The 11168-nt window shown below is 53.6% G+C and carries 11 protein-coding genes; 4 read left to right on the top strand and 7 right to left on the bottom strand.

What is annotated here, in order from left to right; all coding sequences use genetic code 11:
* The coding region (locus B2Z72_RS09610) for a LysR substrate-binding domain-containing protein (protein WP_297004677.1) at positions 1 to 738 on the top strand (738 nt) is incomplete at its 5' end.
* Here B2Z72_RS09610 and B2Z72_RS09605 read toward each other — a convergent pair.
* The 5 genes from B2Z72_RS09605 to B2Z72_RS09585 all read right to left on the bottom strand — a co-directional run bounded on the left by B2Z72_RS09605 (position 700) and on the right by B2Z72_RS09585 (position 5583).
* Positions 700 to 1485, bottom strand: coding sequence for a carbon-nitrogen hydrolase family protein (locus tag B2Z72_RS09605; protein WP_296984398.1), 786 nt, complete (start codon positions 1483 to 1485; stop codon positions 700 to 702). The genes B2Z72_RS09610 and B2Z72_RS09605 overlap by 39 nt on opposite strands.
* 78 nt (positions 1486 to 1563) lie before the next feature.
* Positions 1564 to 2616, bottom strand: a complete 1053-nt coding sequence (locus B2Z72_RS09600) for an extracellular solute-binding protein (protein ID WP_296984399.1) — start codon at positions 2614 to 2616, stop codon at positions 1564 to 1566.
* Positions 2617 to 2688: 72 nt separating this feature from the next.
* The gene (locus tag B2Z72_RS09595) at positions 2689 to 3489 is read right to left on the bottom strand and encodes an ABC transporter permease (RefSeq protein ID WP_296984400.1); all 801 of its coding nucleotides are present in this window, start codon (positions 3487 to 3489) and stop codon (positions 2689 to 2691) included.
* A complete protein-coding gene (locus tag B2Z72_RS09590) occupies positions 3489 to 4463 on the bottom strand; it encodes an ABC transporter permease (RefSeq protein WP_296984401.1) in 975 nt (324 codons plus the stop codon). Before B2Z72_RS09590 ends, B2Z72_RS09595 begins: the two co-directional genes overlap by 1 nt.
* A gap of 13 nt (positions 4464 to 4476) precedes the next feature.
* Positions 4477 to 5583 (bottom strand): ABC transporter ATP-binding protein, encoded by a 1107-nt coding sequence (locus tag B2Z72_RS09585; RefSeq protein WP_297004675.1) that lies wholly within the window; start codon positions 5581 to 5583, stop codon positions 4477 to 4479.
* A 235-nt stretch (positions 5584 to 5818) separates the two neighbouring features.
* On the opposite strand from B2Z72_RS09585, the gene B2Z72_RS09580 reads away from it, so the two are divergent.
* The gene (locus B2Z72_RS09580; protein WP_296982179.1) at positions 5819 to 6649 is read left to right on the top strand and encodes a helix-turn-helix transcriptional regulator; all 831 of its coding nucleotides are present in this window, start codon (positions 5819 to 5821) and stop codon (positions 6647 to 6649) included.
* An 8-nt stretch (positions 6650 to 6657) separates the two neighbouring features.
* Here B2Z72_RS09580 and B2Z72_RS09575 read toward each other — a convergent pair whose 3' ends face one another.
* The gene (locus B2Z72_RS09575; protein WP_296982178.1) at positions 6658 to 7569 is read right to left on the bottom strand and encodes a DMT family transporter; all 912 of its coding nucleotides are present in this window, start codon (positions 7567 to 7569) and stop codon (positions 6658 to 6660) included.
* A 116-nt stretch (positions 7570 to 7685) separates the two neighbouring features.
* Between B2Z72_RS09575 and B2Z72_RS09570 the strand changes: the two genes are divergently transcribed.
* Positions 7686 to 8648, top strand: coding sequence for a LysR family transcriptional regulator (locus B2Z72_RS09570; RefSeq protein ID WP_296982176.1), 963 nt, complete (start codon positions 7686 to 7688; stop codon positions 8646 to 8648).
* A gap of 153 nt (positions 8649 to 8801) precedes the next feature.
* On the opposite strand, the gene B2Z72_RS09565 is transcribed toward B2Z72_RS09570, so the two are convergent.
* Positions 8802 to 10091, bottom strand: a complete 1290-nt coding sequence (locus tag B2Z72_RS09565; protein ID WP_296982174.1) for an NAD(P)/FAD-dependent oxidoreductase — start codon at positions 10089 to 10091, stop codon at positions 8802 to 8804.
* Between the two features lie 213 nt (positions 10092 to 10304).
* Here B2Z72_RS09565 and pncA point away from each other — a divergent pair, with 213 nt between their 5' ends.
* Positions 10305 to 11033, top strand: coding sequence for a bifunctional nicotinamidase/pyrazinamidase (gene pncA, locus B2Z72_RS09560; RefSeq protein ID WP_296982172.1), 729 nt, complete (start codon positions 10305 to 10307; stop codon positions 11031 to 11033).
* Positions 11034 to 11168: the final 135 nt, after the last annotated feature.

Genomic DNA, 11168 nt, shown 5'->3' with positions numbered 1-11168 from the left:
CAGCCACGGCTGCGGGCTGCTGTCATGCTGCCGGAAGTGCGCGAAATCCTGAAACGGCTGGAACATACTCTGACACCGCCGGAGGCCTTTGATGCGGCCAACAGTACGCGCACTTTTACCCTGGCCGTCACGGATTATTTTGAAGCTCTGATCTTTCCACGCTTAATGTGGCAGCTGGCGCAGGAAGCACCGGGCATTCGTATTGATCTGCAGATGATTGGCCCACAGGCGTCGCTGCAGGATCTGGAAGACGGCACAGTGGATATGGTGGTCGGGCTGGATGGCAGCGCCAGTATCGCCGCGCATCTGATCCGCCTGCCGTGGGTGAAGGAAAAGCCCGTGTGTCTGGTCGGGGAAAATATGGCCGATATTCCGCAGCGCCTGACGCTGAAAAAATACCTGTCACTGCCCCATGTATTAATGCTGGATCAGACCGACAGCACCACCACCACCGTCGACCGCTGGTTAGCGGCCCAGAAGCTGCGCCGCCAGCACAGCGCGCAGATGATTAATTATCTGGCTGCTGCGCGCCTGGTCAGTCAGCGTGATGCGGTGGTAACCCTGCCGCACAAAATGGCAGAGCTGTTCAGTGAATGGCTGCCGGTACGTATTGTCGCCGCACCGGCAGAATTACCCGATTGGGAAATGACCATGGTCCTGCATCCATTACAGCAACAGGACAGTGGCGTGCAGTGGCTGTTAAAGCAAATCCGTACGCACGCGGCCGAGATCGGTTAACTGCGTCGACAGCGGCTTTTTCTGCGCCGCGGTTAATGCAGGCATCAGATCGGCAATCAGTACGCAGTCACCACGGCCGGCGCGGGCAATGTCTTTGCCGTCCGGACCGATCACCGCACTTAAACCTGTGTACTCCAGATCGTCATCCACACCACAATAATTGGCGTACACCACAACGGCATTGTTCTCCAGTGCGCGCGCCGGTGCCAGAATCAACGGCGCCTGATCATAAGGCTCCATATTGGCAGTCGGATTAAAAATCACCTGCACATCGTGGGCCGCCAGCGCCCGCCCGGTTTCCGGAAATTCGATGTCGTAACAGATCGACAGACCACAACGCACCCCTTCAAAGGTAAACGCCGGGAAGCTTTCGCCGGGTTTAAACATCTGCCGCTCTTTATAACCAAATAAAAACACTTTGCGATGCAACGCCAGCTGCTCACCGTTTTTATCCAGCACAATGGCACTGTTATACAGAGTGCCGTTATCGTCTTCGGCAAAGCCGCAAATCAGTGCGGTATCGTATTTAATGGCAATATCGCGCAAGGCCTGCACACTTTTACCGTTCACAGGCTCAGCCATATCTTTCAGCCGTTCCCCCTGGTTGTAGCCGGTGGTAAACAGCTCAGGAAAAACCACAATATCCACATCCAGAGATTTAACCGACGCGACTACCCGTTCGATAGTGCACAGATTACCCTGCTTGTCTGCTGGCAGGGCAGATCCCTGATACATTGCTAATTTCAAATGAAAATCCTCGGTTGCGGGCGGTATTAACTACCACCCGTCTTAACCACATACCTCTCCCGTAAAGGGAATGCGGTGTTATTTCAGCAGGTTGGTCCAGATGCGGTCATAAAGACGCACCACTTCAGGGTCACAAGGCGGAACAAATTCAGCCACTGGTGCACCTGCCGGTGGGTTCAGTTCCAGCGCACCTTTGAATTTTTCATCCAGATACGGATCGGTACCTTCCACACCTGCGGTGTAACCGGCAAAGTTGGTCAGAGTGGCAGCGTTTTCCGGCTCCATCATAAAGTTCAGGAAGAGTTTGGCGTTTTCCAGGTTTGGCGCATCTTTTAACACCACCAGGTTATCTGCCCAGGCAGTCAGACCTTCTTTCGGGTAAGCGTATTGCAGGCTGGCTTTTTCCTGACGGGCGCGCAGTGCCATGCCGTTCCACACCATAGAGACTGCTGCATCGCCGGATACCAGCATTTCGCGGGCACCGTCTGACTGAATACTGAGCCAGTTTTCGCTGGCAGTTTTCAGCATGTCATTAACCTCTTTCAGTTCCTTACGGTTGGCATTACAGGTTTCATAACCTTTGTAACGCAGCGCCGCATTAATCACGTCGTTGACATCGCGGAACATGTTAATTTTGCCTTTCAGCTCTGCCGGCGGATTAAACAGAATATCCAGGGTATTGATATCGCCACCGTATACAGCCGTATCCACCATAAACGCCGTAGTACCGAACTGGTAAGGCACGGAATATTCACGACCTTCATCGAAATAAACGTTGATCAGGTCTTTTTTCACTTTGCTGAAATTCGACAGCTTATTGGCGTGGATATTTTCCAGCAGCCCTTCTTTCACCATGATGGCAACCATATAGTCACCCGGTACTGCCACGTCATAACCCTTAACGCCGGACTTCAGTTTGGCCAGCAGGGTTTCGTTACTGTCGTAGGTGTCCTGGGTTACTTTCACATCGTACTGTTCAGCAAACTTGTCCAGCAGCGCCTGTGGCATATAGTCGGACCAGTTATACAGATGCAGTTCGCCTTCAGCCTGTACCGCAGAGGACAACAGCAGGCCACCCGCCAGTGCGCTCAGCCCCTGAGTTAAACGTTTAAAGCCTTGAGTTTTTTTCATAGCAGTCTCCGGATATTCCCATTTATATGTAAAAGCAGAAGTTGGTTTTAATCTTGGTTTTAATCGTGTTTTTTATTCAGAGCGTTGTTGTTTATCACCACGGTTCAGCAACCATGAGCCACCAACGAACAGTGTCGACGTCAGTAACAACAGGGTGGATACCGCATTAATTTCTGGGGTAAAGCCAATACGCACCATGCTGTAAATGGTCATCGGTAAGGTGCTGGCGCCCGGGCCGGCCACCATATTGGCGACGATAAAATCGTCCAGCGATACGATAAAGGCCAGCATCATGCCCGAGGCAATACCCGGCATCAGCATGGGTAAAGTCACATAGTGGAAGCAGGCCCAGCGGCTGGCGTATAAATCCATCGCCGCCTGATCGTAATCCGCGCTGATGCCTTTCATACGGGCAGAAATCGGCAAATAGGCAAACGGAATACAGAACACAATGTGCGCCAGCAGAATGGTGCCGAGCCCCAGTGTCAGATGGATCGCCACAAAGAACACCAGACTGGCCACCGCGGTAATAATTTCCGGGATCATCAGTGGCAGACTGAGTAAACCGGCGAAAGCCCCCTGCCCTTTGAATTTTTTACCGCGCAATAACGCCAGCGATGCACACACGGCAATAGCGGTGGCAATTAAAGAAGCGGTAAAGGCGATGCTCAGCGAATTCAGCGCGGCACTTTGAATCGCCGGGTTGTTAAACGCTTTGATATACCAATCGAAGGTAAAGCCACCCCAGTTACTGATCGAGCGCAGTGAATTAAAGGAATACACAGCCACCACCAGCATGGGTGAATACAGCACCAGCAGACAGAATATGGTGATCGCCCGGGTCCCCGGATAATGTTTAATATCCATGTTCATCAGTGGCTGCCTCCTTCATTTGTCTGTTGCACTTTCTGCTGCGCTTTATGTTGTGCTTTTTGTTGAGCGCTCTGACTGCTTTTCGAGGCACGCCAGGCGAAAAACATCAACAGGCATAGGACAAAGGTCAGCAGGATCACCGCCGCCGCCGCGCCAAATGGCCAGTTCCGCGAGCCCTGAAACTGCAGCGCAATCATATTGCCGATCATCAGCTGCTTACCGCCACCCAGTACGTCCGGTGCGATAAAGGCGCCTAACGATGGAATAAACACCAGCAGACAACCGGCAATAATGCCGTTACGTACCGACGGAAACAGCACGTAACGCAGCGCTTTCCAGCGGCTGGCGTAAAGATCATGGGCGGCGTTCAGCAGAGAAAAATCAAAGCGTTCAATAGCGGCATACAGTGGCAATACCATAAACGGCAGATAGGAATAAAAAAGACCGAGCACCACAGCGTATTGGGTGTAGGCAATGCTCAGCGGCTTATCGATGATCCCGAGGTTCAGCAGAAATTCATTCAGTGGCCCCTGATCACGGATAATAAACAACATGGAAACCGTGCGGATCAGCAGGTTCACCCAATACGGAATGGTAATGGCGAATAGCCATAACCCCTGAGTGCGCGCCGGACGCGTGGCAATAAAATAGGCTGTCGGAAAACCGACCAAAAAGCAGAAGAACACGGCGATCACCGCATTGGTAAATGACGCACCAAAAATTTCCAGATACGCCGGTGTAAACACCATTTCTTCGGTTAAGAAATCTTCTTCAAAAAAGAACTGCCGATAAGCGTCAGTGCTGAATTCCCAGATCACACCGCCATAAGTACCCGGCTGCAGGAAGGAAAACACCAGAACCATCAGCAACGGCATAATCAGGAAAATGCCGATCATAATCACCGCAGGTGATAACAGCAGGCTGCGCCGTACGCCGTCGTTTTCCAGCAGCGTTGGTTTGTGTGTTGCAGACATCACAGACCTCCGCTTAATCAGCCAGCAGGCGTGCAGCCTGACTGTCGAACTGCAGGGCAACACTCTGCCCCTGGCGGATTTCAGCAGCATCGCTGGCGAAGTTCTGCATCCGCGCCACAACTTCCTGACCGGTCGGCAGCTGCACCACGTACTGAGTATCTGTGCCCATATAAATCATTTGCTGCACCACACCCTGCAGGCTGTCGGCTGATATTTCTGCACTCACCGCCAGACGTTCCGGGCGAATGGATAACCAGGCTTTGCAGTTTTCAAATGCTGAGGTGGAATCCGCGCTGCCCGCCGGGCAATGCAGAGTGATCGCATCGGCGTGACTGTTATCAGCATGCAGCACCACTTGCGCGGTGCCGTCAGCAATGTTCTTAACATCCACATCGAGCAGATTGGTTTCGCCGATAAAATCAGCAACAAAGCGGTTAGCCGGTTCTTCGTAAATATCCCGCGGCGCGCCCACCTGCTGCAGCACACCCGCCGACATAACAGCGATGCGGTCAGACATGGTCAGGGCTTCTTCCTGATCATGGGTAACAAACACAAAGGTAATGCCGGTTTGCTGCTGAATCTGCTTCAGTTCTGAGCGCATCGCCTGACGCAGTTTTAAATCCAGCGCTGACAGCGGCTCATCCAACAGTAACACTCTCGGACGTGGTGCCAGCGCACGGGCCAGTGCCACCCGCTGCTGCTGGCCACCAGATAACTCCGCTGGGCGGCGGTGCGCGAATTTTTCCAGCTGAACCATGGCCAGCATTTCCGTGGCGCGCTGCTCACGTTCCGCTTTACCCACGCCCAGCATTTTCATGCCGAACTGCACGTTTTCGTGAATCGTCATGTGCGGGAACAGCGCGTACTGCTGGAATACGGTATTAATCGGGCGGCGGTTAGCCGGCAGCTTTTCGATCTCTTCACCAAACAGATGAATACTGCCAGCCGTGGTCTGCTCAAAGCCGCCCAGCAGTTTCAGCAGTGTGGTTTTGCCGCAACCGGACGGTCCCAGCAGGGTAAAAAATTCACCTTCGCGGATATCCAGCGATACCGTCTTCAGTGCACGGAAGTCGCCGTAATCTTTCGCAACCTGCTGCACTGAGATAGCTATGTTCTGCACGTCTTGTTCTCCACTCTTAAGCCAATACCGCTAACGCTGTAAGCGGTGGCCCGGGTTCTGCGGGCAGGTCTGAGGAGCTGCATCGCTGACCCATCAATCAATACCACCCAAATCATGCAATACAGTGTAAAAATGTTATTCTGAGGGGTATATAACCCTGGTGTGGTATGCCGCAGCTGGTTGTGGTGATAGGGGTGGTGATGGTGAACGGGGAACAGAGGGTGGTATTAGAGAGATGGTAAAAAACAGCCAGTCAAAAAAGGCCGTCAGTAGCAAGGCAAGTGCTTACGACAAAGCCCAGGCGAGCTGCATCCGCGCCCTGTTACAGAAAGATTTTGCCGACGCCTTTGCCCATTGCGTACGCCAGCTGATGGCATTCGATAACCTGATTATCATCGCCTACCACAAAGACCATAACCCGGTGTCTTTTTACCGTGAATGCCGCGACCCGGTGGTGTATCAGACCATGGATTCCCATTACCTGAAGGCCGCGTATCTGCTCGACCCTTACTATCACGCGCACCGCCAGGGTTTACAGCGCGGCGCCCACCGCCTGTTCGATCTGGCACCGGATCAGTTCCGCCAAACCAGTTACTTTCAGGAATACTATCAGCGCACCACTCTGGTGGATGAGATTACCGTGTTCGCACCGCTGTCAGCGGAGACCACCATCAACGCCTGCTTTGGCCGCGACCGCAGCAGCGACCTGCAATTCAGCAAGCAGGATTTTGCCGCCATCAAAGCCCACGAACACACGCTGAGCAGTTTATTGCAGATGCACTGGAAGGATTATTCACCGGGCAGTCAGGGCGATATCACCCTGGCGCCGGTCACCGAACGACTGCGCGAAGCATTGCAGGAACAGCAGAAGATCAGCCTCAGTCCGCGTCAGGCGGAAGTAGCCATGTATATTCTGCAGGGTCATTCGTCGCTGTCGATTTCACTGAATCTGGATATCAGCCGCGAGACGGTGAAAGTCTTCCGCCGCCAGCTGTACAGCAAATGCAATATCAGCTCTCAGGCAGAGCTGTTTGCTCTGCTGATGCCGATTTTTTCAGGATTATAAAACTGCGATTATGCCGCTCCGGCGGTTTTTTTCGGCCGCTTCAGCAGCTGACGGATGGTGGTCATCTGATTAATGCCAATCGCCGCCATAATCGTAAACAGCGCCACCCAGGTAGTGGCTGCAATGTTTTCGCCATTAAATACCGTGGCGACCAGAACACCCACCAAAGGCACCAGATAATTCGACAATGACGCGAACACCGGGCCGGCTGAGCGGGTGAGCATGGCAAACAGGAAGTAACCCAGCCCGGACGCCGTCATACCAATAAATACGATACAGCCGATGGATACTGCGTTGAAATGCATCGGGCGCTCATTAAACGGCAACCAGATCAGCGACATCACCACCAGTTGCAGTGCAGCAGCGCCCATAATATTGCGCGCCAGCATCAGCGGATGCTCATCACTCAGACGCTTCAGAATCAACACCGCCACGGCGAAGCAGCCCGCCGCAGACAGAATGGCCACAGCCCCTGCCAGGCCGATATTCAGCCCGGCTTCTATCTGTGGCGCAAACAAAACCAGTAAGCCGGCGAAGCCCACCAGTACCGACAGCAGCCCCATCAGATGAATACGTGCCCCGGCGACGATAAACGGGCTGAGCATAATGGCGAAAAACGGCGTCGACCCCATCAGAATGGCGACCTCTGCGGTCTTCAGATACTGCTGCCCCCAGGCGAGAAAAATAAACGGCAGCGACGCTTCCAGAAAGCCCACCAGATGATAGATTTTCCACGAGTATTTTGGCTTGTCGTTCAGTTTCAGCAGGCGACATAACAACAGCACAAACACCAGTGCCATCACCGCCCGGCCTGTACTGACCAGCATCGGAGGCAGGTCGGCCAGCGCCCGTTCCTGAAAGACAAACTGCGAGCCCCAGATCACGCCGATGGAGGCCAGCAGCAGATAATTTTTAACCATAAATACTCTCCTGAAGAAGAAAGGCATTTTAGGGACTCCGCACCTATGGTTAAAATGAATTATTAACATAAGCCCATGGCTGATATCGATAGCCATCCTCCGGTGACCAGATACCTATGGAAAAATCCGACAGCAGCAACAGCAGTAACAACAACAACAGCGCCATACCAGCCAGACCGTCATCCCAGCGCTTTGATATGAACCTGCTGCGGATACTGGATACTCTGATGGAATGCCGCTCGGTCTCCGCCGCCGCACGTCAGCTGCATCTGTCCCAGTCGACGGTCTCCCATGCTCTGGCCCGCGCCCGTGAGCAGCTCAACGATCCTCTGTTCGTCGCCGGCTCCGAAGGCATGATGCCCACCCCCAGAGCGCTGGCGCTGACCCCGGCGTTCAGTCAGGCGCTGGCTACCGTGGAGCAGGCCCTGCAGGAAACCCCGCTGTTCGACCCGGCCAGCTCGCTGCGCACCTTCCGCCTCGCTACCGGGGTCTATTTCGATATGGTGATGCTGCCCCATCTGATGCAGGAAATTACCCGCGATGCGCCGGGCATCCGCCTCAGTATCAAGAGCCTGACCAGTTCGGGTTATGAAGAAGAAATGGAAAAAGGCGAATACGATCTGGTGATCGGCTTTGCCGAGCCGGATCAGCTGTCCGCGCGCCTGCAGACTCAGGATCTGGTCAGCGATGCGTTTTCGCTGTTAAGCCGCAATCCTCTGCCCGAACACATTGATGCGCAGTTTCTGGCCGCACAGTCTTATGTGTATCCATCCGAATGGGGGCACAGCCAGTTACTCACCGACCGCTGGCTTAACAGCATCGGCATTGAGCGCCATATTCCGCTGCAGTTACCGGACTTTCAGTCGGTCCCCATCGTGCTGCAGGCCACCGATCTGGTCTGTGTATTACCCACCTGGATTGCCGAGCGCTACGCCCGCGATCATGGTCTGTATGCCCAGCCGGTGAACAGCGATCTGAGATTAAAACTGGTATTGGGCTGGCATCCGCGGTTTGCCATGGACGCCGGGCTGATCTGGCTGAAAGAGAGGATTCTGCATATCCGCGATACGCTGCTGTGATAACGTGCGCCGGGACTGCAATCAAAAGAAAAAAGCACACCAGCCGCCGACAACTTAAACAGCCAGGAGCTGACCGTTAACTGACGACTGATGCGCAAGACGGAACCGGGAAATGCGTGGCACTACTGAGATCAAACCGGAATCAGACCGGAATCAGATACCCAGCTTGTCACGCAGATCGTAATAGAAAGCACCGATGGCGGTGTAAGGCACGCGCAGCATGCGGCCACCCGGGAACGGATACTGTGGCAGGCCAGCAAACACATCGAAGCGCTCGGCGTGCCCCTGAATAGCACTGGCCACCAGTTCGCCGGCCAGATGGGTAGAGGTCACACCATGACCGCTGTAGCCCTGAGCATAGAAAATATTGTTACCCACACGACCGAACTGCGGCAGACGCATCAGCGTCAGCAGGAAGTTACCGGTCCAGGCGTAATCGATTTTTACATCTTTCAGCTGCGGGAAAGTCTTCAGCATTTTCGGACGGATCAGGCTTTCAATCTTACCTGGCTCACGGGCACCGTAGGTCACACCGCCACCGTAAATCAGACGGCCTTCACCGCTTAAGCGGTAATAATCGAGCAGGTAATTGCTGTCTTCCACACAGTAATCCTGTGGCAGCAGTTCTTTCTGTTGCGCTTCACTGAGTGGCTCAGTGGTAATCACCTGAGTACCGCACGGCATGGATTTGCTGGTCAGCTGCGGGAAGATATTACCAATGCCTTCCACATAAGCGTTGGTGGCAATCATCACGTACTTGCAGCGCACCTGGCCTTTGGCGGTTTTCACCAGCGGGTTTTCGCCCTGCTCAACAAAGGTCACCGGAGAATCTTCAAAGATTTTGCCACCCAGAGATTCAATCGCATCCGCTTCGCCCAGCGTCAGGTTCAGCGGGTGAATATGACCGCCGGATTTATCCAGCAGTGCACCTGTGTAGCGGCTGGTGCCGATGTAATCCTGCACCTGTTTGGCATCCAGCAGTTCCAGCTGATCGTTGCCGTGTTTTTCCCACAGCGCTTTATGATGCTGCAGCCCACGGAACTGCTTCTGGTTACAGGATGCGAAAATACCACCGTCTTTCAGGTCACACTGAATATCGTACTGCTTCACCAGACGACGGATAATTTTGCCGCCCTCAAACGCCATGGAACCCATTGCGTTGGCGGTATCTGTGCCGTAGTGATTTTCAATAAAATCCATATCGCGGCTGTAGCTGTGCACAATCTGGCCACCGTTACGGCCGGAGGCACCAAAACCGATACGGCTGCCTTCCAGTACCACCACAGAGTAGCCACGCTCAGCCAGATGCAGCGCCGACGACAGACCGGTAAAACCGGCACCGATCACACAGACATCCGCTTCCAGCGACTCTGCCAGAGCCGGGCGCGCTGTTTTGCGGTTTGCTGACGCCGCGTAATAAGAAGAAGGATAGCTGCTGTTCATAGCGTATTACCGTCGTAAAAATGAGGGTTGGTATAACCAGCACAATAGACCTGATGCCCACCTTCCTCCATACCCACAGGGAGATATTTATACGCTTATTGGAACAACCGGCTTAAGCCCGGATCTTTTGCGCCAAAGCTTCCGTTACAGCGGCTGGCACATGCATTGCTCATCCCTCACTGATGTTTGATTTATCAGAATCAGGAGCTTGTTATGAAAGGTATTACCCGCCGCCAGTCTCTGCGTTACCTGCTGCAGGGGGCCGCCGGTCTGGCGCTGTCCTCCTCTACCGTTAACGCGCTGGCCGCCATGGCAACAAAGGACGAAAAAAGTGCACTGATCGTTGTCGATGTACAGAATTGCTTCATTGATGGCGGTACCCTGCCGGTGAAGAACGGTGCAGAAGTCGTACCTGTCATTAATCAGCTGAGTACACAGTTTCTTAATGTGGTAATGACCCAGGACTGGCACACCAAAGAACACGCGTCTTTTGCCTCCACGTACGACGGCAAAAAGCCGTTCGAGACCACCGAGCTGAGTTATGGCACTCAGGTGCTGTGGCCGGATCATTGCGTACAGGGTACCGACGATGCCAGCCTGGTAGCCGGGCTCGATATTCCTCACGCTGAAATGATCATCCGCAAAGGCTTCCATCAGCACATCGACAGCTACTCCGCTTTTTACGAAGCAGACCATAAAACCCCAACAGGCTTAGTCGGCTACTTACGTGAACGCGGTATTAAAAATGTATACATCGTTGGGCTGGCAACCGACTTCTGTGTCGCCTGGACCGCTGTTGACGCAGCCAAAGCCGGATTTAAAACGGCCGTGATCGAAGATGCCTGCCGTGCCATTGATTTGAACGGCTCGCTGCAAAATGCCTGGAAGATGATGACGGAAGCGGGTGTAAAACGACTGCAGTCGGAGGATATTATTGGATAAGGATGATTTATTAAAAAAAAGGGCTGCCATCATGGCCACTGCCGTCCCACAGTTTAAAACGGATTTTTTTATAAACGGCTTTTTAATGCCGATAAGCCATATGCCTCCTGGGGGAACTTATCCCCCGGGCCGGCA

Origin of the sequence: Thalassolituus sp. UBA6592, assembly GCF_002433655.1 — a bacterium.
Taxonomy (GTDB): Bacteria; Pseudomonadota; Gammaproteobacteria; order Pseudomonadales; family Oceanobacteraceae; genus Venatoribacter.
This window is presented reverse-complemented; position numbering and strand designations above follow the sequence as displayed.

Bases quoted from the DNA above. Each gene is read 5' to 3' on its own strand.
- B2Z72_RS09590 (WP_296984401.1), bottom strand. From the start codon at position 4,463: ATGTCTGCAACACACAAACCAACGCTGCTGGAAAACGACGGCGTACGG.
- B2Z72_RS09580 (WP_296982179.1), top strand. From the start codon at position 5,819: ATGGTAAAAAACAGCCAGTCAAAAAAGGCCGTCAGTAGCAAGGCAAGT.
- B2Z72_RS09600 (WP_296984399.1), bottom strand. From the start codon at position 2,616: ATGAAAAAAACTCAAGGCTTTAAACGTTTAACTCAGGGGCTGAGCGCA.
- B2Z72_RS09595 (WP_296984400.1), bottom strand. From the start codon at position 3,489: ATGAACATGGATATTAAACATTATCCGGGGACCCGGGCGATCACCATA.
- pncA (WP_296982172.1), top strand. From the start codon at position 10,305: ATGAAAGGTATTACCCGCCGCCAGTCTCTGCGTTACCTGCTGCAGGGG.
- B2Z72_RS09565 (WP_296982174.1), bottom strand. From the start codon at position 10,091: ATGAACAGCAGCTATCCTTCTTCTTATTACGCGGCGTCAGCAAACCGC.
- B2Z72_RS09575 (WP_296982178.1), bottom strand. From the start codon at position 7,569: ATGGTTAAAAATTATCTGCTGCTGGCCTCCATCGGCGTGATCTGGGGC.
- B2Z72_RS09570 (WP_296982176.1), top strand. From the start codon at position 7,686: ATGGAAAAATCCGACAGCAGCAACAGCAGTAACAACAACAACAGCGCC.